The organism is Paraburkholderia sp. BL6665CI2N2 (genome assembly GCF_004366535.1).
Taxonomy (GTDB): domain Bacteria; phylum Pseudomonadota; class Gammaproteobacteria; order Burkholderiales; family Burkholderiaceae; genus Paraburkholderia.
The window spans coordinates 2,191,807-2,216,808 of the sequence record NZ_SORC01000001.1; the positions used below are offsets into that span (position 1 = coordinate 2,191,807).

Consider the following 25,002-nt stretch of genomic DNA (forward strand, 5'->3'; position numbering starts at 1 on the left):
CGATGCCAGCCACCACCTCTACGCCGCACGACGTCGTCTTTCTGTTCGACTGCGACAACACCTTGCTGGACAACGACCATGTGCTCGCGGATCTGCGCGCGCACATGATGCGCGAGTTCGGCGCGGAAAACAGCGCACGGTACTGGGAAATCTTCGAGAACCTGCGTGCCGAGTTGGGCTATGCCGACTATCTGGGCGCGTTGCAGCGTTATCGCTCGGAGCGTCCGCGGGACACGCGGCTGCTGTTGATGTCGTCATTCCTGATCGAGTATCCATTTGCGAACCGTCTGTATCCAGGCGCGCTGGATGCGCTCGATCATGTGGGCAAGCGCGGCCCCACGGTGATCCTCTCCGACGGCGACGTGGTGTTCCAGCCGCGCAAGATCGCCCGCTCGGGGCTATGGGACGAGGTCGAAGGACGCGTGCTGATCTACATCCACAAAGAGTTGATGCTGGATCAGGTGATGGAGTGCTACCCCGCGCGCCACTATGTGATGGTGGACGACAAGCTGCGCATTCTCACGGCCATGAAAAAGGCGTGGGGCGCGAAGCTGACGACGGTGTTTCCCCGCCAGGGGCACTATGCGCTCGATCCGAAAGAGATCGCCAGTAATCCTCCGGCGGACGTGACGGTGGAGAGGATCGGCGAGTTGGCGGAGATCGATGTCGAATCTTTGTTGGCGGAGAAAGGCTAGCGGTTCGTGCGCTCGCGCGTCTCCGTGTGAAGGTCATGCATAGGGAGACGCGCGAGCGCCGCGGGCCAATCACGGTTCGCTTTATGAGCCGAGTTCCTTCAGGCGCGCTTGCGCATCGCCGGCGCCCATGCGGCCGGCCGCATCCATGGCCGTCACACCGTTTGCGTCGCGGGCCTTCGGGTCCGCGCCATGTGCAATCAGCAACTCCATGATCGCCGTGCGATTGAACATCGCCGCGATCATCAACGCGGTGCGTCCGTCCGGCGACGCGCCTTCCACATCCGCGCCATGCGCGAGCAAGCTTTCGATCACCTTGTCGAAGCCCTTGAAGGCCGCGCCCGCAATCGGCGTCTGTCCGTTGTCGTTACGCAGATTCGGATCGGCGCCGAGTTCGAGCAGCGTGCGCACGGCGTCCGCATGACCGTGGTAGCTGGCGAGCATGACGAGGCTGTCGCCTTTGTCGTTGCGCAGATTCGGCGGCACGCCTTTTTCGATCACCGCCGCGAGCATGGCGGCGTCGCCCCTGCGCGCGAGGTCGAAAACCTGATGCGCCAGTTCGAGCAACTCCGGGTCGATCGGCTGGCCGGGGGGCGGGGAAGTATCAACGTGGTCCGTCAAATGAAACTCCTTGCAATGAAGCCGGGCGCCCCGGGTCTGGGCAAGGCAGGAGACCCTGTGTGAAGGCGCCGGGAAGATTGCTCAGGATACACATTTTGCGCCGGCGACGCCCACGCGGCGGCGCTCAGGCGTGGCCGAACAGCTTGACCAGCAAGCCGAACACGCCGATCAGGATGGCGACGCCCGCGAACAGGAACACGCATGTGAGAACGAGGATCAACGGCGCTTTGAGGCGGCTGGGTGTCGGCATGATCGAGTGTTCAGGTAAGAGGCGAGCAAGGCGGGATGCGCCAGATGCGGTCCGCCGTCGCGCGTGCGGCACCGGAAGCTTAACGGCATTCACTTAATATGCGCTTAAAGTCTAGCGCATGCGGCGTGAGGTGGACGCTTGCCACCGTCGCGAAGTCGCAGTTGGATCAAGGTTTGACGATCGAGTCGAACCATGCGGCGCGCTTCCTGTCACACTGGGGCTCGCTGAACAAGGGCGCTCAAGCCCGCCGCCAACACGGGTTGCTACCCGTACGCTTCTCTTGTGTCGTTCGCGTGACAGGACGAGCGCCGCCGCTGATTTCTTTCGCGCCTCCTCCTCACGAACCACCGTTGCCGCATTCGCCAACCTGCCTGACAGTCCTTTTCGAGGAGTGACACCATGGCTGAAGCAACCTCCCAACCCACACCGCCGCAAACCCTGGACGCCGACACGTTGCGCAACATGGATCGCTACTGGCGGGCCTGCAACTATCTCTCTGCCGGCATGATCTATCTGCGCGACAATCCGCTGCTGCGCGAGCCGCTGAAACCCGAACACATCAAGAACCGTTTGCTGGGCCATTGGGGTTCCGACCCAGGGCAGAGCTTCCTGCTCGTGCATCTGAACCGGCTGATCAAAAAGCTCGATCTGAATGTGATCTACGTAGCCGGTCCCGGTCATGGCGCACCGGCCACGCTGGCCAATTGTTATCTGGAAGGCCACTACTCGGAAATCTATCCCGACCGCAGTGAAGACGTAGCCGGCATGCAGCGCTTCTTCCGGCAGTTCTCGTTTCCCGGCGGCATCGGTTCGCATTGCACACCGGAGACACCCGGCTCGATTCACGAAGGCGGTGAACTCGGCTATAGCCTTTCGCACGGCTACGGCGCCGCGTTCGACAATCCCGACCTGATCGTCGCCGTGATGATCGGCGACGGCGAAGCGGAAACCGGCCCGCTCGCTACTTCGTGGCATTCGAACAAATTTCTCAACCCGATCCGCGACGGAGCGGTGTTGCCGGTACTGCATCTGAACGGCTACAAGATCGCCAACCCGACCATTCTCGCGCGCATCCCCCGCGAGGAACTCGAAGCCTTGCTGACCGGCTACGGCCACAAACCTTATTTCGTCGAAGGCGACGATCCGGCCGTCATGCATCAGCAGATGGCCGCGACCCTGGAACAATGCATCGGCGAAATTCGCGCGATCCAGCAGCATGCGCGCGAGAACAACGACGCGTCGCGGCCGCGCTGGCCGATGATCGTGGTGCGTTCGCCCAAAGGCTGGACCGGTCCGAAGGAAGTCGACGGTCACAAGGTGGAAGGCTCGTGGCGCGCGCATCAGGTGCCCGTGCTCGACCCGGTGACCAATAGCAAGAGCCTGAAACTGGTCGAGAACTGGCTGCGCGGCTACGAGCCCGAAACGCTGTTCGACGATGCAGGGCGGCTCGTGAAAGAACTGCGCGAACTCGTGCCCGAAGGCGCGCGCCGCATCAGCGCCAATCCGCATGCGAACGGCGGGCTGCTCTGCAAGACGCTCGACATGCCGCCGTTCCGCGATTACGCGGTGGCGGTGAAAAAGCCAGGCGGCTCGTACACGTCGCCGACCGAGGTGCTCGGCAAGTTCCTGCGCGACGTGATGCGCAACAACATGACGAACTTCCGCGTGTTCGGCCCCGATGAGACTTCGAGCAACAAGCTGACCGCGATCTACGAGGCGTCGGAAAAAACCTGGCTCGCGCAAACTGTGCCGAGCGACGCCGACGGCGGCGAACTCGCGGTGGACGGCCGCGTGATGGAAATGCTCAGCGAACATACGCTCGAAGGCTGGTTCGAAGGTTATGTGCTGACCGGGCGCCATGGTCTGTTCGCCACGTACGAAGCGTTCGTCCACGTGATCGATTCGATGTTCAACCAGCACGCCAAGTGGCTGGAGAAAGCCAAACGCGACCTCGGCTGGCGTCAGCCGGTGCCCTCGATCAACCTGCTGATCACGTCGCTCGTGTGGCGTCAGGATCACAATGGTTTCACGCACCAGGACCCCGGCTTTCTGGATGTCGTCACGAATAAAAGCCCGGACGTGGTGCGCATTTATATGCCGCCGGACGCGAACTGCCTGTTGAGCGTCGCGGATCATTGCCTGCGTTCGCGCGATTACGTCAACGTGATCGTCGCCGACAAGCAGCCGCATCTGCAGTATCTCGACATGGACGCCGCCGTCACGCATTGCACCAAGGGTATCGGCATCTGGGACTGGGCGTCGACGGATCAGGGCGTCGAACCCGACGTGGTGATGGCCTGCGCCGGCGACATCCCGACCATGGAGGCGCTCGCCGCCGTGCAGATTCTGAAGGAGCAGTTCGCCGATCTGAAGATCCGTTTCGTCAATGTTGTCGACCTGTTTCGCCTGATGCCCGAGCATGCGCATCCGCACGGCCTGTCCAGCCGCGATTTCGATTCGCTGTTCACCGCGACCAAGCCGGTGATCTTCAACTTCCACTCGTATGCTTCGCTGGTGCACAAGCTGACCTATAACCGCACGAACCACGACAACCTGCATGTGCACGGCTATCACGAGAAAGGCAACATCAACACGCCGCTCGAACTGGCGATCATCAATCAGGTCGATCGTTTTTCGCTGGCGATCGACGTGATCGACCGCGTGCCGAAGCTGCGCGGTGTCGGCGACCATGCGAAGGAATGGCTGCGTGGCCAGATCATCGAGCACCTGGCATATGCGCATGCCGAGGGCATCGATAAGGAAGAAATCCGCAACTGGACGTGGAAAGGCTGAGCGAGGCATGACCATGCACACTGAAAACAGCGCTGACGATCAAACGATTCTGGTGTTGAACAGCGGTTCGTCGTCGCTGAAGTTCGGGCTGTTCAGGCACGCGGGCGGTGACGAATCACTGCTGCTGGAAGGCAGTGCCGAGGGCATCGGGCGCGACGACGGCAGTCTGCGGATCAAGGCGCCCGATGGCCGCGTGCTGGTTGAGCAGGAGCGCGTGCTCGAATCGCAGATCGACGCGTTGCAAAGGCTCGCGCAGGTGCTCAAGGAACAGCACCATGCGCGACCTGCGGCGGTGGGGCATCGGGTGGTGCACGGCGGACCGCATTTGCGCGCGCATCAGCGCGTTACCGCGGACGTGCGCCGTCGATTGCAGGAGGCCGTGCACTTCGCGCCGCTGCATATTCCGCCAGCGCTTGCGTTGATCGACGAGGCCGAGAAGATTTTCGACGACGCGCCGCATTTCGCCTGTTTCGACACGGCATTTCACGCAACGCTGCCACCGCGCGCGGCGCAGCTTGCATTGCCGCGCCGTTACGCGGAAGCCGGCGTGATGCGCTACGGCTTTCACGGGCTCTCGTATGAATCGCTGGTGACACGGCTCGGCGCCGACTTGCCGGCGCGCGCGGTGTTCGCGCATCTCGGCAACGGTTCGAGCGTGTGCGCGTTGCGCGACGGTCAATCGATCGATACGTCGATGGGTTTGACGCCGACCGGCGGCGTGCCGATGGGCACGCGCAGCGGCGATCTGGATCCGGGCGTGCTGCTGTATCTGATGCGCGTGGAGAAGCTCGACGCGGACGCATTGGAGACGCTGCTGAACCGCCAGAGCGGTCTCGCCGGTTACGCGGACGGCGAGAGCGATATGCAGGCACTGGAAAGACGCGCAGCGGCGGGCGACGCGAATGCGTCGCTGGCGCTCGATGCGTTCGCGACCGCCGTGCGCAAGACGATTGGCGGCTATGCGGCGCTGCTGGGCGGAATTGATTTGCTGGTGTTCACCGGCGGTATCGGCGAACACAGCCAAGAGATCCGTAAGCGCGTGTGCGACGGGTTGGCTTTCATGGGGCTGACGGAAAGTGATCCGGCCAGCAAGGTGAGAGCGATTCACACGGAAGAGGAAAAGCAGATCGCGCGGCATTGCCGCATGCTATTGCACCAGGCAACTAAGGGCTGACCTTCATTCGGCCTTGACGACGGTGTGATCCGATACGCCGGTTACACCGAACAGGCGCGTCACGTCTTCTAGCGCGGCGGTGCGTTGCTGATCGCGCTGCAGTTCGCCGCGCAGCGTGACGCGGCCGCGCGAGACATGGACTTTTACGGCGTGTTCGGGGACCGCGGCGTCCCAGGCGAGACGGCGGGTCGCCTCTGCGGCGATTTGTGCGTCGCTCAGGCGTGCGCTGTCTGCCGATCTTTTTGCTCGGGCATGAGGCATGGTTTCTCCGCTGCGGTGATACGTATGGGGAGAACACTAGCAGAACTACGGGATTTTGTAGCCGGCAACGGCAGCCATGTCGAGACACGGCGAATGGCTGGATCGGCTATATTCGACGCCACTGCCCAACTTCCGCTCACAGAGGAGAATGCCGTGCCCGCATTCACAACGCTGCTCGCTTTCGGCCTGGTTTCGCTCGGCATGGTGCTGACGCCGGGTCCGAACATGATCTATCTGATCTCGCGATCGCTCTGCCAGGGGCGGCGCGCGGGTCTCATCTCGCTCGGCGGCGTCGCGCTCGGTTTCGTGTTCTACATGTTCTGCGCCGCGTTCGGCATCACCGCGCTGCTGTTGACGGTGCCGTACGCGTACGACGCATTGCGCTTCGGCGGCGCGCTGTATCTGCTGTATCTGGCGTGGCAGGCGGTCAAACCGGGCGGCCGTTCGCCGTTCCAGGTCCGCGATCTGCCGCACGACAGCCGCCGCAAGCTTTTCACCATGGGCCTCGTCACCAATCTCGCCAATCCGAAGATCGCGGTGATGTACCTGTCGCTGCTGCCGCAGTTCATTTCGCCGGGACACGGCAGTGTGCTTGCGCAGTCCATCGCGCTTGGGTGCGTGCAGATCGTCGTCAGCGTGACGATCAACGCGCTGATCGCCAGCATGGCGGGTTCGATCGCCGTGTTTCTCGGCGGCCGGCCGGTGTGGCTGCAGGTGCAGCGCTGGCTGATGGGCACCGTGCTCGCCGGACTCGCGGTACGCATCGCGCTCGATTCGCGTCGCTGAGTTGTGTCGAGGCGCGCTATTCGTTGCGCGCCCTGAACACCCAGCCATTGAACAGCGCCCCGCAGAGCATCAACGCGCTGGTGATGAGAAACACCGAAGGCATGCCGAGATGCGCGCCGGCAAAGCCGCCCGCGAGCGGCCCCGCCACCTGTCCCGCGTAATTCGCCGAGGTCGCATAGCCGAGTATGTAGCCGGCCGAGCGGTCGGGCACGTTGTGGCGGATCACGCTCGTGATGGACGGCAGCAGGCCGGCCAGCGCAAGACCCATCAAAAAACGCAGCGCCACCAGTTGCCAGCCGCTCGTGACGAACGCCTGCGGCACCAGCAAGGCCGCGCACACGGCGAGACACGCCACGATCACCTTGGGCGCGCCGATGCGGTCGGCCAGACGGCCGACCCGCGAAGCCGCCAGCACGCTGCCCAGCGCCGAGGCCGACATCACGAAGCCCGACACCAGCGTGACATGCCGTGCGTCGTGCACCAGCTGGCTGACATACACGGTGATGATCGGCTCAATCGACATGTTCGCGAACATCAGCAAGCCGGAGGTGAACAGCATCGCCAGCACGGGCCGCCGACCAGCCCCGCCAGAAACCGCAGCCCCACCAGTTGCCAGACATTCTGCGCGAGCCCCAACAAGGACATCACGATGGCCATGCCGAGGCTCGCGCGAATCAGGATCAGCTTGCGTCCGTAGCGGTCGGCCATGCGGCCCCACAGCGGCGACACCAGCGCGGCAGCGAGGAAGGTTGCGCCAAATGCGACGCCGGACCATTGCACGGCGGCCGCGGCCGAATCGACACCGAGCTGCTGCACATAGAGCGGGAGGAAAGGCAGCAGCAGGGTCATTGCCACGATGGTCGTGAACGAGCCGAACAGGCAGACATAGAGATTGCGCTGCCAGTGCGGCGCACCGTCGGCGGGAGTGGCTGAACTCATCGAGGCAGGATGCGAAGCGGGCGAATGACGTCGGGCCGCAGCGAGCGGCGAAGAACCGATTGTGCCCGAGAGCGGGCAACTGGATCGACGAAGCGGGCAGGGCGCGGCCGATCCGAGGGCTTTCGGGCGACGCAAGGAGAGCAAGCCGGTAACGTCGGTCGGCGCGGTTCTGATTCCATCCTGAATGGCGGGTCGCCATGGACCGGGTATGCTGACTGCACCGATGATCGGCCGCGCGCCACCCGCGCGGCGCATTTCTTGTCTCGAACACAAAGGCTCACCCATGTCCGACTTTCCCATCGACAACCCGTTTCTCGAATCGCTCGGCGTTCGTCTCACGCAATGGCGCGACGGCTACGCCGAACTGCTCATGCCGATCGATGCGAGCAAGCTCAATCGCCAGGGCGTGCTGCAAGGCGGCGCGATCGCGACGCTGCTCGATGCGGCGGCGGGCTATGCGGGAATCTTTGCGGAAAGCGGCGCACCGGCGCGGCATGCTTTCACGCTCTCGCTGACCACCAACTATCTCGACAAGGGACTTGGCGAGTCCGTCACCGCGAAGGGGTTTCTGGAGCGCGCTGGCCGCTCGATTTTCTTCTCGCGCGGCGAGGCCTGGGTGGACGGCAAGCTGCTGATCGCAAGCGCCCAGGGCACCTTCAAGTATTCACGGCCGGCTTGAGAGGCACCCGCTCATAGCGCCTTGTACATGATGGTGGTCGCATCGAACTCATGGGTGTGCGTGCCGCGCGCGTACCCTGGGATCACGCCCGCGGTTCGATAACCCAGTTCGGTATAAAGCGGCTCCGCGTGGTCGCCGGTGCGGGTGTCGAGCGTGAGCAGGTTGCGTTGCAGTGCAGACGCATGGCGTTCGAGCTCCGTCATCAGAGCGCGCGCGACGCCCTGGCGGCGAAAGCCAGGATGAACCAGCAGCTTGCGCACTTCGGCGCGATGCCGTTGATTCGGCATCGTGTCGTAATCGAGTTGCACGGTGCCGGCAATCGTTTCGCCTTGACGCGCGACCAACAGCACCAAGCCGCCGGCACGCAGCGAAGGCAGCACTTTGCCGCGCCAGAACCCTTCACTTTCCTCGACATCGCACGGCATGACGAAGCCGACGCTGGCGCCGTCATGCACGCAGGCACGCAGCAGTGCGCCGAGTTCGGGAAGGTGACGCAGAAGGTCGTCGGCGGTGAAGGTGGCGATGGTGCTGATGGTCTCGCTCATGCTCTGGCTCACACGATGAACAGAAGGTAGCGGGCGCCGCTGTGCGTGGGCGTCACGAATGCGCTGGCGCCGAACAGTTGATAGCGCAGGCAGTCGCCCGGTTGCAGGTCGTGGCGCTGGCCGTCGACGGTGATTTGCAGTTGCCCGTCGAGCAAAATCAGATGATGTTCGAGCCCAGGCCGCGGCGACGCGTCGTAAGTGATGCGCGCGCCCGCGTCGAATTCGCATTCGAGCGCCTCGCCGCTCAGCGCTTGCGCGGGCGGCGAGACGGAGCGCCGCCGGAAGCCGACGCTGGCGTCGGTCCAGACCGGCTGGGCGGCGCGCGGCACGAGCGGCGCGAAGTCTTCCTCGACCATGTGCATGAGGCGCGACATCGGCAGGCCGTAGGCCACGCAGAGCTTGCCGAGCACGCTGGCGGTCGGGCTCACGGCGGCGTTTTCGAGGCGTGACAAGGTCGCGCGGCTAACGCCGCTGAGTTTGGCGAGATCGTCGAGCGACCAGTTGCGCTCGGCGCGCAAGGCCCGCAGCCGTTGGGCGATGCGGCGGTCGATGGCGTTGTCGTCCGAGGGTGAGAGTGCGTTTTCCATATTCGGGAAATTATCTCGAATATGGAAACTCGTCAATTGGAAAAAAAGCGGCGTCTTGACCGTGGCAGCGCGCCGGCTTACTCGTGCCGGGTCATGCGCAGCATCGACGTGTCGTAGCCGAGCGCGCGAACCCGCTCGATCAGCGCGTCCTTCGCGCTCGCAGCAGGAATGGCCTCACGCGTGAGAATCCATAGATAACGGCCGCTCGGCTCGCCGACGATCGACCAGCTATAGTCGTCCGCGTGATCCAGCACCCAGTAGTTGCCGACGAAGAACGGTCCGAAGAACGACACCTTCAACCTGGCATTCTCCGAGCCGGCGACCACTTTCGCACGGCCCTTCGACACGTCGAGCGCTCCGTTCACGCCGCCCTTATGACAACTGTTGGTGACGTCGATCAGGCCGTCCTCGCGCGTGGCGTAGTCGGCGGTGACGGCTTCGCAATCGCGTTCGAAGCCGTTTTCATAGCGCGCCAGTTCGTACCATCGGCCGAGGTAGCGGTTCAGGTCGACCGGCTTGGCGGGCTCCGGCACGTGCGCGTTGCCGCTCTTGCCGGCAGGGCTGAACGCGCAGGCGCCGAGCAGGCACACCGCGCCAATCGCAAGTGAAAGGGCGCTCGCGCGCAGCACCGATTGTCGGCGTAGGGCCATTGACTGACTCCATGAATGATGGACTTCCTGTGGCAGCACGCGACATGCCAGGCGACGCCGCGCGCGCCACGATGCCGCCGAGATTCGCACACTCGCGCGCCCTGGGCCGTTTATCATAGTGCCCACAAACCAGAAAACGCCGTCCGGCTGTGCAACGGTAAGGCACCTCATCCACGAGACCCGGCGGCTATTGCCGCGACATCACTTATGAATTCCACTCCCGACGCTTCTTCCCGTCCATCGATCCGCGCGTTGACCCTGCTCGAAGGACGCGTGCTCGGCGTGCTCGTCGAAAAGCAGCACACGGTGCCGGACAGCTATCCGCTTTCGCTCAACGCGCTGACGTTGGGCTGCAACCAGAAAACCGGCCGCGCGCCGGTGATGAACGCCACTGAAGCCGAGGTGCTGACCGCCGTCGACGGCCTGAAGCGGCTCAGCCTCGTGATGGAAGGCAGCAGCAGCCGCGTGCCGCGCTTCGAGCACAACATGAATCGCGTGCTGGGGCTGCCGAGCCAGTCGGCGGCGCTGCTGACCACCTTGCTGCTGCGCGGCCCGCAAACCGCGGCTGAATTGCGCCTGAACAGCGCGCGTCTGCATGGCTTTGCGGATATCTCGTCGGTCGAAGCGTTTCTCGACGAACTGGCGGCCAACGACCCGCCACGGGTCGTCAAACTCGCGCGCACGCCGGGCGAGCGCGAGAACCGCTGGACGCATCTGCTATGTGGTGAAGTGAGCGCGAGCGAGCTGGCGCAGCCGGGCGATGAAGACGACTCGGTGCCGCTGTCCGCGTTCGAGGCGCTCAAGGCCGAACAGAAGCGGCTTGCGGATGAAGTGAGCCGCCTGCAGATCGTCGTCCGGCGCATGGCGGCGGAGTTGGGCATCGATGCAGGGGATCTCACCGCAGGCGAATGACGCCGCGGAAGAGCGCGAACGGCCGATGCTGCTGCTCGTCTGCCCGACCCGTTGAACTCACGGCACTAGTCGCCGCGCTTACGCTGCGCATCCGTGGACAGCGTCCGCTGCGTCCGGTAGAAAACGCGCGGCGGCACGTTGGGCGAATCTTCGGCCAGCCGGTCGAGTTCATCACGAATTGCCGTGAGGTAATGGCCGTCACGCGCATCGGCATCGCCCGCGAAAATTGCTTCGAGCCTGCGGCGCACCGCGCCATAGCGCGCGCCGGCCGCGCGATGCTTTTCGGCGCGCTCGGCGTAGCGCAGGAACGTCTGCAACGCGGCGGAGACCGCGGCCGTCACGCTCACGAGGCCGACGAAAATCCTGAGTTCCGGCGAAACCGCCGACAGATTCAGCGATGCGAACACCGCCGTGCCCACGAAAGCGGTCAGGGCGGTCACGAGCCAGCCGACCTTGCGGTCGCGCGCCGACAGCAGGTCGGCCATGTCGTAGTGGCTCATCTGGGATTCGCGCGCGCGCCGGATCCATTTCAGCAAAAGCTGGTTCTCGTCGACCGGCGGCTCGTAGGCAGGCAGGTTCTTCATGTCGCTCGTCAGGGCTGTTCGGTTGCGCAAGCTTAGCGCATGCGCCTGACGATACTGTGCCATACGAAGCCGGCGACCCGCGCGGCAGCGGTCCTATGCTGTTGCCGTGGCCGCTTCGGTTGCCGGCACCGTTTCCCGCGCCACGCCGAAGCGCTCGTTGTGTGCGTTGCCGTTCAGGTAAAAATCACCGATTGCGGCCTCGCGAATGATCGCGGGATTGTGCGACGCCAGCACGCGGGCATTGCGCCAGTAGCGATCGAAACGGCGCGTCTCGCTGGTCGCCGATGCGCCGCCCACTTCGAACAGCAGCGTCGCCGCCTGCAACGTCTGCTCTATGACGATCTGTTGCGCCTGGAAGGTCTGGATGTCGAGGTTGATGTAGGTGTGTTCGGTGGTACGGCCTTCCTGTCGCGCGACCGAAACCTCGTCGATGGCACGCGCGAGCGACGCGCTGATGCTCTGCGTCGAGTAAGCCAGACTCGCGAGCCGCCCGACCACGCGATGCACGAGCGGATTGTCGCGCGGACTCGATTCGCCCGGCACACCGAACGTGCGCGTTTTGGTTTGCGTGAACGCGACCGCGTCGCGCAGCGCCGCGCGGCTGATGCCCGCAAGGTTCGCGACATGCAGCGCCTGGTAGTAAGCGGTGAGCAGACTGTTGCGACGCGGCTCGGAGGCGTTGTAGCGCCGATAGAGATTGTCGGGCGAAACCGCCACACGAGTGAAGCGCGCCGTGCCGCTGCCCGTGAGCCGTTGCCCGAAACCATCCCAATCGTCGATACGTTCGAGGCCCGGCGTGTCGGCTTTGACGAGCACGCGCACGTCGCTCTGGCCGTCATGCGCGGTCACGTCGACCCAATCCGCGTAGAGCGTGCCGGTGGTGTAGTACTTCTCGCCATCGAGATGCCAGGCGCCACCGGTTTGCGTGAGACGCACGCTGTTGTTGGTGACACCGGTGCGCTCCGACACCGCGCCGCCGACAATCTGACCTTGCGCGACACGTGTGAGCCAGCGGTCGCGCAACGATTCATCGCCTTGTTCCAGCAGCGATTCGATAAAGCCGCCATGCACGCGCAGGATTTGCGGCAGATTCGAATCCGCTTCGCCAAGGCGCGTAACCAGCGCGAAGAACTGCGCGAGCGAGATGCCTTCGCCGCCGTATTGTTTGGGCACCCGCAGCCTGGTGTAGCCGGCTTCGCGGAGCCACTCGACCGGCGCATAGGCGAGTTCGCGACGCTGCTCGCGCTCGACCGCGCCCTCGGCGATACGCGCGAAAACCGGTGCGAAGCACCGGGTCAGCGGGTCGTCGCCGAAGAGTTGCGCGGCGTCGGCGATGCTGTGATCGGGATTCATTGCTTGAACTGCGGACATGGGTTCTCCGAAACGGGTGCGCGCAAGGCGCAATCAGAGAACGTTAAGGGACGCGGCAGGGCGCTAGCAACGAAGTATTTGGCCGATTCTTAGCAGCAGGAGTGAAATGGTAGTGGCGCGCGCCGCGATAGGCGCGCGGCTTATTTCAGTCCCGCCGCCACGCGCCTGCGCGCGAGTATGCGCACGGCAAGCAGGCACACGCCCATCACGGTCAGCGACAACAGCGTCGTCATGGTGCCCAGCGCGTAGATCACCGGCGTGGTCACCGATGTGGTGAGACCCTGAAGCTCGAGCGGCAAGGTGTTCTGGTCGCCGATCGCCTGCGAGGTGCGGGCGATTTCGTCCCAGGAGAGCGTGAAGCCGAACATGGCGACGCCCACCACCGAGGGACCGATGATCGGCAGCACCACATGCCGGAAGCTTTGCCATGGGGTGGCGCCCAGATCGCGCGAGGCTTCTTCGTAAGCGGGATTGAAGCGGTTGAAGACTGCGAACATGACGAGCAGACCGAACGGCAGCGTCCACGTCAGATGCGCGCCGAGTGCCGAGGTGAACAGGCCCATCGACGTGGTATAGCTGTCGGCGAAAGACTGATAGCCCCACGCGGTGGCGAAGTACTTCACGCCGTTATCCAGCAGGCGGAACGTCAAGCCGATGCCGAGCGAAACGATAATGGACGGCATGATGAGACTGGCCACGGAGACATAGAACACCGCGGTATCGCCGCGAAATTTTCTGCGAAACGCGAGACCGGCCGCGACGGAAAAGAGCACCGTCAGCACCGTGACTGCCAACGCGAGCCGCACAGAACGTCCGAACGCACCCCAGATATCGACATCGCCCACGCCATCGCGCAACATGGCGAACCAGTGTAGCGACACACCGCGCATTGGAAACGTGAGGCCGCCTTCGGCGCCTTGAAACGACAGAATGAAAATCGTGATCACAGGACCATAAAGAAACAACACGAACAGGCCGAACAGCAGCGCGAGCCAATAGAAGCTCGCCGGACGGCGCTCACGATGTTTGACGCGAATGGCCTGCATCTTCACAACTCCTTGCGGATGTCGACCACCCGCGTCAAGCCCCACACGATCATCAGCACCACGGCGAGCAGCATGATCGCGTTGGCCGCCGCAGCGGGAAATTGCAGGTAGCCGGTTTGCACCTGAATGATCTTGCCCACCGACGCGATCTGCTGGCCGCCCATTACGCCGACGGTCAGGAAATCGCCCATCACGATCGTGATGACGAAGATCGAGCCGATCACGATGCCGGTTTTCGACAGCGGCAGGACCACGTCTCGCACCACTTGCCAGCCGCTCGCGCCGGCGTCGCGCGCGGCTTCGAGGAGCGAGCGGTCGATGCGCATCATCGCGTTGAAGATCGGCACGATCATGAAGAACGTGTAGAGGTGAACGAAAGCGAGCACCACCGAAAAGTTCGAATACAGCAGCCATTCCAGCGGCTGGTCGATCAGATGCGCGCCGAGCAGCGCCTGATTGACGAGACCGTTGCGCCCGAGCAGCGGCATCCACGAAATCATGCGGATCACGTTCGAGGTCCAGAACGGAATCGTGCAGACGAGAAACAGCACGGTCTGCATGCTCGTGGTGCGCACATGGAACGCGAGAAAGTAAGCGATCGAAAATCCCAGAAGCAGGGTCACTGTCCACACGATCGCGCAGAACTTGAGCGTCGACCAGTAGGTCTTGAAAGTGACGCAAACGTCCGTGAGCGACGAACAGCCGTTGAAGATCGCCGCGTAGTTCTTCAGCGTGAATGCGGGAATGATCTGGTATTCGTTGAAGTCCCAGAAACTGACGATCAGCGTGATGACCAGCGGCACGATGAAAAACAGCAGGAAGGTCAGCGAGAGCGGCGTCGCCTGCAACCACGCCGGCGCGCGGCGATGTTTGACGGGCTCGTCCTGCGCGTGCGAGGGAAGGTCGATCGTTGCCATGGGCGTATTTCTAAGGAATGGACTATGCGTTCATTCGGACAGGTGGTGACAGCCGGCGTGTCGCGTGCCGGCTGTCATGGCGAACCACGGCTGCGATCAGGCCGCGATGAACTCGTTCCACTTCTGGACCATATAGATGTTCTCGTCCATCACCGCGTTCCAGCAGGCAATCGCGCCCATGCGCTGGTTGTACGAGCCGCCGTCGCGCACGGTGCCGGCTTTTTCGAGCAACTGGCCGTCCGGTGCCTTGATGTCCTGCGCGGCTGGTTTACCTTCGATCCAGTAGTCCCACTCGTACGGCTGCATGTGCGTTTTCGCGGTTTCCAGCACGCCCGAGTAATAGCCCTGACGCATCAGATACGCGCCCGCCCAGCCGTCCTGGAACCAGTTGACGAACTCATAGGCGGCGTCGAGCTTCTTGCCTTGCAGCGAACGCGGGAAACCGAAGCCCGACGCCCACGAACGATAGCCTTCCTTGAGCGGCTGAAACTTGCAGGCGACACCCATGGTGCGGACTTTCGTGACCGCCGGCGACCACATCGACTGGATCACCACTTCGCCCGACGCCATCAGGTTCACGCTCTCGTTGAAGTCCTTCCAGAATGCGCGAAACTGGCCGGCGCGTTTTGCTTCGATCAGAATCTTGATGGTCTGGTCGATCTCGGCCTTGGTCATGTTGCCTTTGTCGCCGTATTTCACGTGACCCATCGCCTCGATCGCCATGGCCGAATCCATGATGCCGATCGCGGGAATGTTCAGCAGCGCCGCCTTGCCCTTGAACTGCGGATTCAGCAGTTCCGCCCAACTGTCGATGGGCCGCTTGATCAGGTCGGGCCGAATGCCGAGCGTATCCGCGTTGTAGGTGGTGGGGAGCAGCGTCATCCATTCGGTCGGCGTGGCGGAGAATTCCGTCGAGCGCGGGCCGGTGAGGAACATCACCTTCTTCGGCGCGGTGCCTTGATCGCCGATCTTCTTGCCGTTCACTTCGCCGCGCGTGAGCACCGGCGTGATCTTGTCCGCGAGCTTGATGCGCTTCGCGTCCATGCCGGCCAGCGTGCCGGCCGGAATCAGCTTCTTGAGGGCGAAGTATTCGGTGTCGACAATGTCGAACGAGTTGGGCTGGGTGATGATGCGCTTGGCGACGTCGTCAGTGGTCACCGGCACGTATTGAATTTCGATGCCGGTGTCTTCCTTGAACTTCTTCGCGATGTCGGCGCTTTGATTGACCGCCGTGCCGAGGTAGCGCAACGTGATTTTTTCCTGCGCGTGCACGTACGGAAAACCGGCAATGCCGGCCGCCGCCACCGCGCCCTTGATGAACGTGCGGCGCGACAGGCCTTTTTCCTTCACATCCGTTGCGGCCGCTGCCGGGCTTTCGTTCGCTTCACTCATTGCTTTCTCCTCAGTTGACGTTCGATTGACGCTTGGTTGGCGTTTGGTTATCGCTTGTTCGAAGTTGCAGCCACGTCTGGACGACTCGGTTCGTTACTCACGCCGCAAGCGGATGCGCGTCCCGCTCTTCCCACCAGACCACCACGCGCGCCTCGGGGCCGAGCCGCGCCGGGTCGTAATCGCCGTCGCTCACGAGCGAGACGAGTTCGGGCGAACCGTCGAGCGGGTCGAGCGTCACGCGCAGATGCGTGCCTTGATATTCAGCTTCACGCACGGTGCAGGGCACGCCGCCGATGCGCGTCATGCCGTTGTCGCCGCTCGCGTTCTGCACCGGCGTAACGCCATGCGGCACGACACGCAGATGATCGGCGCGCACGGTGAACGCGCGGCCATTGGTATTGAAGACGTTGTGACCGCCGAGAAAGCGCGCGACGAACTCGGTGCGCGGACGGTTGAACACTTCGTGCGGCGTGCCGCTTTGCTCGATACGTCCATGGCTCATCACCACGACGAGATCGGCCAGCGCCATCGCTTCTTCCTGCGAATGCGTGACGTGCACGAAGGTGATGCCGAGTTCTTTCTGCCAGCGCTTGAGTTCGGCGCGCATCTGCACACGCAGGAACGGGTCGAGCGCGGAGAGCGGTTCGTCGAGTAACAGGCAGCCCGGCTGATTCAGCAACGCGCGGGCAAGCGCGACCCGTTGCTGCTGGCCGCCGGATAACTGAGCCGGTTTGCGTTCGGCGTACGCCGACATGGCGACCAGTTCGAGCAATTCGGCGGCGCGTTTGCGCCGTGCGTCCTTGGCGACGCCGCGCATTTTCAGGCTGAACGCGACGTTGTCGAGCGCGCTCAGATGCGGAAACAGCGCGTAGTTCTGGAACACCATGGCCGTGCCGCGCGCAGCGGGTTCGGCGCGCGTGACATTGCGGCCGGCAATCAGAATGTCACCGTCGGTGACCGATTCATGCCCGGCGATCATGCGCAAGGTCGAGGTCTTGCCGCATCCCGACGGCCCGAGCAGACAGCAGTACTGGCCACCGTTGATGCGCAGATCGATCGCGTCGACGGCAAGCGAGTCGCCGTATTGCTTCGACACGTGCACCAGTTCGATATCGGCGGCTTTGGTTTCGAGCACCGTTGAAGCAGGCTGAATCATGAAGGGGTGTCCTCGTGAGCGACGATGAAGCGAGGGACGCGGAAAGCAACGCGGCGCCTGAACGAGACCAGGCAAATGCAAGACATGTGCCATCGTTCGCATTGCGATAGCCGATTGATTGCCGACGCGCCGGTGTGCTTAACGTCTACGAGTTGGCTCACATATTGCAAACGATCCGCAGCGTCGATCGTTAGCGATTCCAACGATTCTTTTGCGCGATCGCGGTGCGCGCCGGGTCCGTCGCGGGGCATGAACCGGCCATTCCGGTTCATGCGCACACGCGGCGCGGCGCTTTTTCTCACCCACGGCTTCCTCAAATGAACGACATACGGAACATGGCCGCCGCAGCGAGTCGCGCGCGTCAATTGCTTGCCACGCATGGCCGCTTCGCGTACCGCCCGATCACCGACAGCGACGCGTACCGCTGGCCCGGCGGCAGCGGGCTCGCGGTCTATCTGGGTTTCAACATCGAACACTTTGCCTTTGGCGAAGGGCTCGGCGCCGCGCTCGGTCCGATCTCGCCGCAGCCGGATGTGCTGAACCATAGCTGGCGCGAATACGGCAATCGGGTCGGCGCATGGCGCTGCATCGAGCTGTTCGATCAACTCGAGCTGCCCGCGGGCACGCTGATCAACACCGCGCTCTACGATCATTGCCCGGAGTTAATCGCGGCCTGTGTGGCGCGCGGCGACGAACTGATCGGCCATGGCCATACGAACGCGCACCGCCAGAGCGATCTCGACGAAACCGGCGAACGTGAACTGCTTCTGCATTGCCGGGAACGGATCGCCGAAGTGTCCGGTATAGCGCCGCACGGCTGGCTGTCGCCGTGGATTTCCGAGTCCCATCTCACACCCGATCTGCTCGCGGAAACCGGCTATCGCTACACACTGAACTGGTGTCACGACGATCGTCCCGTGCGGATGGCCACACGCGGTGCGCCGCTCTGGTCGATTCCGTATCCGCAGGAACTCAACGATCTGCCGATGATGGTGGGCCGCCATATGGATGGCCGCGCGTTCGCCGACATGATCGTCGACCAGTTCGACGAGATGCTCGAACAGGCCAATCGCGGTGCACAGCCGCAGTCGCTCGTGATGGGCATCGCGTTGCATCCGTATCTGGTGGGGCAGCCGTATCGTTTGCGGCATCTGCGCCGCGCGCTCGAACATATCGCCGCGGCGCGCGCCCGAGGCGACGTGTGGATCACCACACCGGGCGCCATTGCCGATCATATGGACGTGCTGGAGCGGGACGGCATCGTGCGCCCGGCCATCGCATGAACGCGAAAGCCGGCGCGGCCACCGCGAAAAAGCCTCTGAAAGACGACGCGGATCTCGACGCACGTATCTACCAGTCGATCTTCGACGGCGTGCTGAATCATCGTCTGACGCCGGGCACGAAGCTGCCGGAGCCCGAGCTGTGCCAGCTGTTCGGCGTGGGCCGGGCGGTGGTGCGGCGCGTGCTGGAAAAGCTCGCGTATGACGGCATTGTCGTCTTGCGGCCGAACAAGGGCGCGGTGATCGCCGAACCCACGCCCGAGGAAACGCGCGAGATCTTCGAAGCGCGCCGCTCCGTCGAACGGATGCTGGTCGAACTGGCCGTGCAGCGCGCGAACGCCAAAGACATCAAGGCATTGCGTCAACAGCTCGCGAGCGAACATGAGGCGATGCATCGCTTCGATCAGCCTTCCTGGGCGACGCTCGCCAGCGGCTTTCATATGCGTATCGCCGCGCTGGCCGGCAATTCGATCCTGCAAAACTATCTGAAGGAACTGGTGTCGCGCTGCTCGCTGATTGTCGGCGTGTATGAACCGCCGGGGCATGCGCCGTGCGAACACGCGGAGCACGCGGCGATCGTCGATTGCATCGAGGCACGCGATGCGGCAGGCGCGATGGCGCATATGGAAGCGCATTTGCGCGACCTTGAAGAACGGATCGAAACCTCGCGGATGCGCGGCGAAAAGAGCCTCGGCCAGTTACTCGGCATCACCGCATCCGTCACTCCCAACCAGGCGCCGACATGGAAATAGATTTCGAAGCGATCACCGAATATCAGCGTTACAAGCTGATGGCGAGCCTGATCGTGCCGCGCCCGATCGCGCTCGTCACCACGCTTGGCGCCGACGGCACCATCAACGCCGCGCCGTTCTCGATGTTCAACATGCTCGGCGAGGAGCCGCCGATCGTGATGATCAGCGTCAACCGGGTGGCCGACGGCACGCTGAAGGACACAGCGGTGAACATCGTGCGCACCGGCGAGTTCGTGGTGCATCTCGCGGACGAAGCCATCGCGGAAAAAATGCACCGCTGCGGCGAAAGATTGCCGCCGAACGTGAGCGAACTCGCCGAAGTCGGCTTGACGCCGGTGCCGAGTTCGCACGTCAAGCCGCCGCGCATCGCCGAAGCGCCCGTCGCGTTCGAGTGCACGACATGGGAGACGCTGGAGACGACGAGCCGGCAGATTTTCATCGGACGCGTGCATCGGCTGCACGCGCGCGACGAGTTGATCGACACGCAAACGTGGCGTGTCCGGCTGCAGCATTATTTCCCGGTGGGCCGCTTCGGCGCGAGCGACTATGTGACGACGCGGGACCGGTTCACCCTTGGGTGAGGCCCCAGCGTCCATCACGTAGCCGCGCACCACGTCACGACACGTCACGTCGGATCACACCGCGAGCGCCCGGCCGTCGCTGCGAGGATCGTGCGCGCCGGTGGCCGAGCCGTCCGCCTCGATGCGGATCACGCCCGGATGCCCCGCCAACGGACTTTGCGCCGCAATCGCGCTCACTTCATGTCCGCGTGCGGCGAGCGCCGCGAACACGTCCGCGCCGGCGTCCGCTTCGAGTTTCAGCGCGTCGCGCGTGTCGGAGAACGTCTTGCCGAGCAGAAACCGCGGACGGGCGAGGGCGGTCAGCGGATCCATGCCGTAGTCGATCAGCCTCGTGAGAATCGCCGCCAGCGTTTGCGGCTGACCGTCCGCGCCTTGCGTGCCGAACAGCAGTTGCGGCCGGCCGTCCTTCACATACATGCCGGGATTGAGCGTATGGAAAGGCCGCTTGCCCGGCTGCACGGCATTGTGATGTGCGGGGTTCGTGCTGAACGACGCGCCGCGGTTGTGCCACAGAATGCCGGTGTCGCCCGCCACCACGCCGCTGCCCCAATCGAAGTAGACCGTTTGCAACACGCTCACGCTGCGGCCTTCGCGATCCGTCGCGCCGATGAACACGGTATCGCCCGGACGGAACACATGCGGCCATGCGCGCGCTTTACGCGGATGGATCGCGCGGGCGTGGGCGTCGAGCGTGGCGGGTGAAAGCATCTCGTCGACCGGCACGAGGTTGAACTCCGGATCGCAGACGAAGCGGTCACGATCCACGAACGCGCATTTCACCGCTTCCACCAGCACGTGATAGTAATCGGCGCTGCCTTCCGGAATGGCGGCAAAATCGAAACGCTCCAGCGTGCCCATGATCTGCAAGGTCGTCACGCCTTGTGTGGGCGGACGCAAACTCACCAGTTCGCCGCCGCGATAGGCGACCCGCAGCGGTGCTTCGTTGCGCGCGTGCGTGCGGGCCAGGTCGGTCGCACTGAGTGGCGAACCGGCTTGCCGGAGACCATGGGCGATCCGCTCAGCCAGGTCGCCCTCATAGAACTCACGCGCGCCGAAACGCGCAATACGATCGAGGCTCTTTGCCAACGCGGGTTGAACGAAGCGCTCGTCGATCGCGGGAATGTGGCCGTGCGGCGCGAAAATCGCCGCGAAGCCGGGCAACGCCTGCAATTCGCCGGCGCGCAGGCTTTGCCAGAAATGCTGCGACGGTGTGACGGGAAAGCCGTCGGCGGCAAGTTCGAGTGCACGGTCGAACAGCGACGACCACGACTGCTCGCCGCCCCAAACGCTTTGGCTGATTTCGTAAGCCCGATGCCATGTATCGACGGTCGCGGCGGTGGTGATCGCAGAAGCCGGACCGCGCACCGGAATCGCAGCGTCGAACGCCGGCAGTTGCGCCGCGGCCTGGCCGATGCCCGATAACGTGCGCAACGTGCCTTGCCGGTCGCCGATGACCCAGAAGGCGTCGCCGCCAAGGCCTGTGAAATGCGGGTACGTCACGCACAGCGCGGCGCCGATCGCGATGGCCGCTTCAATGGCATTGCCGCCCGCGCGCAGGACCTCGCGGCCGGCCTCGCTGGCTAACGCGTGCGGACTGGTGACCATGCCGCCTCGCGCGACGGCGGGTTGTGGATCGTGCATCGATGCTCCGCTACTGAGGGTTCGCGAAAACGTGTCGCGAGTATAGATCGTAGATTGCGCGCGAGGCGAAGCAACGCTCGGTCGCTGCCGCGCGCGCCGATGAGCGACAGCGCATGAGATGGTGCGAGCGTTCGTGGTTGCCCCGGCATCGCAGCCCGCGTTGCCGAAGCGCGCGCCGGCGCGAATCCAGGGCGCGTGAGCCCCGAGTTGGTGAGCGCTGCACCACGGGCAGCGTGGGGCGGGGCGTTTCCGGCGGTGCTTCGCGCATCGGCACGGACGGAAGAACCCCGCCCAGCAAGGGTTCGAAGCGGTTTATTGAGGTTGAATAAACACTTGGCATAGCTCCTGCTAATTTGAGTCCAAACTTGTATTCAAGATTGAACTCAAGGAAAAACAGGTGCTTAATCCTTCACCCATGACGGTCAAAGGTCTGCTCGCCGCATACGCTGCGGGGAGCCTGACGCCGACTGAAGCCGTATCATCGGCGCTGGCGCGAATCGACGAAATCGACCGCCCGGAAGTCTGGATTCTGCGCGTGCCGGCAGCCGATTTGCAGGCTCGCGCGAAGGCACTCGAAGCGTTATACGACGCCCAAGGCAGCGCGGTGTTCGAGCACATGCCGCTGTTCGGCGTGCCGTTCGCGGTCAAGGACAACATCGACGTCGCCGGCTTGCCGACCACGGCCGCTTGCGACTCTTTCGCCTACACGGCGGACACGTCGGCGTTCGCCGTGCAGCGGCTCATCGATGCCGGCGCCATCCTGATCGGCAAGACCAATCTCGATCAGTTCGCCACCGGCCTCGTCGGCACGCGTTCGCCGTATGGCGCCGTGCGGCACAGCGAGTCGCCGTTGCACGTGTCGGGCGGATCGAGCTCCGGCTCGGCGGTCGCGGTGGCGACGGGTTGTGTAGCGTTTTCGCTCGGCACCGACACCGCGGGTTCCGGCCGCGTGCCGGCCGGATTCAACGGGCTGGCCGGTCTGAAACCTTCGCTGGGACTGGTCAGCAAACGTGGCGTGGTGCCCGCGTGCCGAAGCCTCGATACGATCTCCGTGTTCGCACCAGACGTGGACGATGCCTGGCGCGTGCTGACCGAAATCGCCTGTTTCGATCCGCTCGACGGCTACTCGCGCAAAGTGCCGGCTCTCGGCTTGTTGCGTCCGGCTCCACGGATTGGCGTGCCGGAGCGCCTGGAGTTCTATGGCGACGCAGTAGCGAGCCAGGCGTTTTCACAAGCGCTCGACACGCTCACGACGCATCTGCATCTGCCCACGCAAGCAATCGACTTCGAGCCGCTCAAAGCGGTCTCCGCCTTGCTCTATGACGGCCCGTGGGTCGCGGAACGGCGCGCGGCGCTCGGCACGTTCTTCAAGACCCATCATCAGGCGATCGACGCGGTCGTGGCCAAAGTGATCGGCAAGGCCGAGCAGTTCAGCGCCGCCGATGCCTTTAACGGTCAGTACGCGCTAGCGGACCTGAAGCGTCACGCCGAAGCACTGTTCGAAACGATCGACGTCCTGATCGTTCCCACCACGCCGACGCATCCGCTAATCGCCGACGTGCAGGCCAGTCCCGTCGAATTGAACAGTCAGCTCGGCTACTACACCAACTTCGTCAACCTGCTGGATCTATGCGCGCTGGCCGTGCCGTGTCAGCGGCGCAGCGACGGCTTGCCGGCCGGCGTGACGCTGATCGCGCCGAGCGGCGCGGATCGGCGCCTCGCCGAACTGGGCGCACGGATTCAGGCGTTGTTCGCGAATCGCGCCGAAACCGCGGAAGCCACTACGACAACCGCGCTCATCCAGCCGTTGCCGTTTCAGGAGCCCACCATCACCCTCGCGGTGGTCGGCGCGCATTTGCGCGGCCAGCCGTTGAACTGGCAACTCCAGCAAGCCGGCGCGCGTTTCGTGAAAGCGACGCACACCGCACCAGGCTACAAGCTCTACGCGCTCGCCAACACTCAGCCGCCGAAGCCCGGCCTCGTGCGTTCGACGCAACAGCAAGGCCGGCCGATCGCCATCGAACTTTGGGAAGTGCCGCTGCGTACCTTCGGTCAATTTGTCGCCGACGTGCCCGCGCCGCTAGGCATCGGCACGTTGCAACTCGCCGACGGGCACAGCGTGAAGGGCTTCATCTGCGAGCCGTCCGCCGTGAGCGACGACAGCGGTGCACTCGACATCACCTCGTTCGGCGGCTGGCTCGCGTATCTGGCCAGCCTCAAGCCAAAGCCGCAAGCCAGCCCTCAGGCCAACGCTCTTTAACCTTCGATCAGGAATTGGACACCATGACCAGCCGCCGCCATTTCATCAAGAGCGCCAGCCTGTTGACGCTCGGCAATATTCTGCCCATCCAGTCGGTGTTCGCCGCGCCGAAGACCACCGTCGGCGTGATCTACGTCGGCGCGCGCGGCGACTACGGCTACAACCAGGCGCAGGCACAAGCGGCCGCGGTGATCAAGAAGATGCCGGACGTGAAGGTGGTGGAAGAAGAGAACGTGCCCGAGACCATCGCCGTGCAGAAGACCATGGAAGCGATGATCGAACAGGACGGCGCGACGCTCATTTTCGCGACCTCATTCGGCTACTTCGACCCGCACGTGCTGAAGATGGCGGCGAAGTATCCGAAGGTGCGATTCGCTCATTGCGGCGGGTTGTGGAAGCAGGGCAACCCGTCGAACATCACCAGCTACTTCGGCTATATCGACGAGTGCCAGTACCTGAACGGCGTGGTCGCCGGCCATATGACGAAGAGCAAAAAGCTCGGCTTCGTCGCGGCCAAGCCGATTCCGCAGGTGCTGCGCAATATCAATTCGTTCACGCTCGGCGCGCAGTCGGTCGATCCGTCGATCACCACGCAGGTGATTTTCACGGGCGACTGGTCGATGCCGGTCAAGGAAGCGGAAGCCACCAACAGTCTCGTCGATCAGGGCTGCGACGTGCTGACCTGTCACGTCGACGGTCCGAAGGTCGTGGTGGAGACAGCGGAAAAACGCGGCGCGATGAGTTGCGGCTATCACGCGAGCCAGGCCGCACTTGCGCCCAAGGGATATCTGACCGGCGCGGAATGGGATTGGGCGACGCCGTACAAGCAACTGGTGACGGGCGCGCAAGCCGGCACGCCACAGCCCAACGTATTGCGCGGCGGCCTGAAAGAAGGCTTCGTGAAGATGTCGCCGTATGGCGCGAAAGTGACGGCCGCCGCGAAGCAGAACGCCGACTCGATCAGAAGCAGCATGGTGGCCGGCAACTTCGTGATCTTCAAAGGCCCGATGAAGGACAACAAAGGCGGCACGGCAATCGCCTCGGGCGCGAGTCACAGTCAGACCGACTACACGTTGGAGAGCATGAACTATCTGGTCGCGGGTGTCGTCGGCCAGATCTGATTCCGGTGACGG

At 63.7% G+C, this 25,002-nt stretch carries 24 protein-coding genes and 1 pseudogene; 11 read left to right on the forward strand and 14 right to left on the reverse strand.

The window, feature by feature from the left end; genetic code table 11:
- The first annotated feature begins 2 nt into the window (after positions 1-2).
- Positions 3-695, forward strand: coding sequence for an HAD family hydrolase (locus B0G81_RS09825; RefSeq protein ID WP_134134874.1), 693 nt, complete (start codon positions 3-5; stop codon positions 693-695).
- Between the two features lie 81 nt (positions 696-776).
- On the opposite strand, the gene B0G81_RS09830 is transcribed toward B0G81_RS09825, so the two are convergent.
- Together B0G81_RS09830 and B0G81_RS45345 are read right to left on the reverse strand one after the other, a co-directional pair.
- On the reverse strand, positions 777-1,313 hold the full coding sequence (locus B0G81_RS09830; RefSeq protein ID WP_134134876.1) for an ankyrin repeat domain-containing protein: 537 nt from the start codon (positions 1,311-1,313) through the stop codon (positions 777-779).
- A 124-nt stretch (positions 1,314-1,437) separates the two neighbouring features.
- Positions 1,438-1,563, reverse strand: coding sequence for a hypothetical protein (locus B0G81_RS45345; RefSeq protein WP_012427141.1), 126 nt, complete (start codon positions 1,561-1,563; stop codon positions 1,438-1,440).
- Between the two features lie 399 nt (positions 1,564-1,962).
- On the opposite strand from B0G81_RS45345, the gene B0G81_RS09835 reads away from it, so the two are divergent.
- Complete coding sequence (locus B0G81_RS09835) at positions 1,963-4,356, forward strand: phosphoketolase family protein (protein WP_134134878.1); 2,394 nt, start codon at positions 1,963-1,965, stop codon at positions 4,354-4,356.
- 13 nt (positions 4,357-4,369) lie between these two features.
- On the forward strand, positions 4,370-5,530 hold the full coding sequence (locus B0G81_RS09840) for an acetate/propionate family kinase (protein WP_134143046.1): 1,161 nt from the start codon (positions 4,370-4,372) through the stop codon (positions 5,528-5,530).
- A gap of 3 nt (positions 5,531-5,533) precedes the next feature.
- Here the strand turns inward: B0G81_RS09840 and B0G81_RS09845 are convergent, their stop codons facing one another.
- A complete protein-coding gene (locus B0G81_RS09845; RefSeq protein ID WP_134134879.1) occupies positions 5,534-5,791 on the reverse strand; it encodes a BON domain-containing protein in 258 nt (85 codons plus the stop codon).
- A 153-nt stretch (positions 5,792-5,944) separates the two neighbouring features.
- Between B0G81_RS09845 and B0G81_RS09850 the strand changes: the two genes are divergently transcribed.
- On the forward strand, positions 5,945-6,577 hold the full coding sequence (locus B0G81_RS09850) for a LysE family translocator (protein ID WP_116144921.1): 633 nt from the start codon (positions 5,945-5,947) through the stop codon (positions 6,575-6,577).
- Positions 6,578-6,593: 16 nt separating this feature from the next.
- Here B0G81_RS09850 and B0G81_RS09855 read toward each other — a convergent pair.
- Positions 6,594-7,516, reverse strand: a pseudogene (locus tag B0G81_RS09855) (MFS transporter).
- A gap of 283 nt (positions 7,517-7,799) precedes the next feature.
- On the opposite strand from B0G81_RS09855, the gene B0G81_RS09860 reads away from it, so the two are divergent.
- Entirely contained in the window at positions 7,800-8,195 is a 396-nt protein-coding gene (locus B0G81_RS09860) for a PaaI family thioesterase (protein WP_106278392.1), read from the forward strand.
- Between the two features lie 11 nt (positions 8,196-8,206).
- Here B0G81_RS09860 and B0G81_RS09865 read toward each other — a convergent pair whose 3' ends face one another.
- The 3 genes from B0G81_RS09865 to B0G81_RS09875 form a co-directional block, all read right to left on the reverse strand.
- On the reverse strand, positions 8,207-8,740 hold the full coding sequence (locus B0G81_RS09865) for a GNAT family N-acetyltransferase (protein WP_134134881.1): 534 nt from the start codon (positions 8,738-8,740) through the stop codon (positions 8,207-8,209).
- Positions 8,741-8,748: 8 nt separating this feature from the next.
- Positions 8,749-9,327, reverse strand: coding sequence for an XRE family transcriptional regulator (locus B0G81_RS09870; RefSeq protein WP_134134883.1), 579 nt, complete (start codon positions 9,325-9,327; stop codon positions 8,749-8,751).
- A 77-nt stretch (positions 9,328-9,404) separates the two neighbouring features.
- Positions 9,405-9,977, reverse strand: coding sequence for a lipocalin family protein (locus B0G81_RS09875; protein WP_134134885.1), 573 nt, complete (start codon positions 9,975-9,977; stop codon positions 9,405-9,407).
- A gap of 207 nt (positions 9,978-10,184) precedes the next feature.
- Between B0G81_RS09875 and B0G81_RS09880 the strand changes: the two genes are divergently transcribed.
- Positions 10,185-10,889 (forward strand): YceH family protein, encoded by a 705-nt coding sequence (locus B0G81_RS09880; RefSeq protein ID WP_106278047.1) that lies wholly within the window; start codon positions 10,185-10,187, stop codon positions 10,887-10,889.
- Positions 10,890-10,954: 65 nt separating this feature from the next.
- On the opposite strand, the gene B0G81_RS09885 is transcribed toward B0G81_RS09880, so the two are convergent.
- The 6 genes from B0G81_RS09885 to B0G81_RS09910 form a co-directional block, all read right to left on the reverse strand.
- Positions 10,955-11,473 carry an SLATT domain-containing protein gene (locus tag B0G81_RS09885; RefSeq protein WP_134134887.1) on the reverse strand — a complete coding sequence of 173 codons (519 nt, stop codon included), beginning with the start codon at positions 11,471-11,473 and terminating at the stop codon, positions 10,955-10,957.
- Positions 11,474-11,566: 93 nt separating this feature from the next.
- On the reverse strand, positions 11,567-12,844 hold the full coding sequence (locus B0G81_RS09890) for an acyl-CoA dehydrogenase family protein (protein ID WP_134134889.1): 1,278 nt from the start codon (positions 12,842-12,844) through the stop codon (positions 11,567-11,569).
- Between the two features lie 140 nt (positions 12,845-12,984).
- Positions 12,985-13,890 carry an ABC transporter permease gene (locus B0G81_RS09895; RefSeq protein WP_134134891.1) on the reverse strand — a complete coding sequence of 302 codons (906 nt, stop codon included), beginning with the start codon at positions 13,888-13,890 and terminating at the stop codon, positions 12,985-12,987.
- Positions 13,891-13,892: 2 nt separating this feature from the next.
- Complete coding sequence (locus B0G81_RS09900) at positions 13,893-14,807, reverse strand: ABC transporter permease (protein WP_106278039.1); 915 nt, start codon at positions 14,805-14,807, stop codon at positions 13,893-13,895.
- Between the two features lie 96 nt (positions 14,808-14,903).
- Positions 14,904-16,199: a PotD/PotF family extracellular solute-binding protein gene (locus B0G81_RS09905; RefSeq protein WP_134134893.1), complete on the reverse strand. Its 1,296-nt coding sequence runs from the start codon at positions 16,197-16,199 to the stop codon at positions 14,904-14,906.
- Between the two features lie 97 nt (positions 16,200-16,296).
- Positions 16,297-17,355 (reverse strand): ABC transporter ATP-binding protein, encoded by a 1,059-nt coding sequence (locus B0G81_RS09910; protein WP_134134895.1) that lies wholly within the window; start codon positions 17,353-17,355, stop codon positions 16,297-16,299.
- Positions 17,356-17,672: 317 nt separating this feature from the next.
- Between B0G81_RS09910 and B0G81_RS09915 the strand changes: the two genes are divergently transcribed.
- The 3 genes from B0G81_RS09915 to B0G81_RS09925 are packed head-to-tail and all read left to right on the forward strand — an operon-like array spanning position 17,673 to position 19,968.
- A complete protein-coding gene (locus B0G81_RS09915; protein ID WP_134134897.1) occupies positions 17,673-18,638 on the forward strand; it encodes a polysaccharide deacetylase family protein in 966 nt (321 codons plus the stop codon).
- Complete coding sequence (locus B0G81_RS09920; protein ID WP_134134899.1) at positions 18,635-19,387, forward strand: GntR family transcriptional regulator; 753 nt, start codon at positions 18,635-18,637, stop codon at positions 19,385-19,387. The genes B0G81_RS09915 and B0G81_RS09920 overlap by 4 nt, the downstream gene beginning before the upstream one ends.
- Complete coding sequence (locus B0G81_RS09925) at positions 19,378-19,968, forward strand: flavin reductase family protein (protein ID WP_106278030.1); 591 nt, start codon at positions 19,378-19,380, stop codon at positions 19,966-19,968. The genes B0G81_RS09920 and B0G81_RS09925 overlap by 10 nt, the downstream gene beginning before the upstream one ends.
- Positions 19,969-20,022: 54 nt before the next feature.
- Here B0G81_RS09925 and B0G81_RS09930 read toward each other — a convergent pair whose 3' ends face one another.
- Complete coding sequence (locus B0G81_RS09930; RefSeq protein WP_134134901.1) at positions 20,023-21,609, reverse strand: gamma-glutamyltransferase family protein; 1,587 nt, start codon at positions 21,607-21,609, stop codon at positions 20,023-20,025.
- Between the two features lie 415 nt (positions 21,610-22,024).
- On the opposite strand from B0G81_RS09930, the gene atzF reads away from it, so the two are divergent.
- Complete coding sequence (atzF, locus tag B0G81_RS09940; RefSeq protein ID WP_134143047.1) at positions 22,025-23,869, forward strand: allophanate hydrolase; 1,845 nt, start codon at positions 22,025-22,027, stop codon at positions 23,867-23,869.
- Positions 23,870-23,892: 23 nt separating this feature from the next.
- Positions 23,893-24,990, forward strand: coding sequence for a BMP family ABC transporter substrate-binding protein (locus B0G81_RS09945; protein WP_012427110.1), 1,098 nt, complete (start codon positions 23,893-23,895; stop codon positions 24,988-24,990).
- The last annotated feature ends 12 nt before the right edge of the window (positions 24,991-25,002 follow it).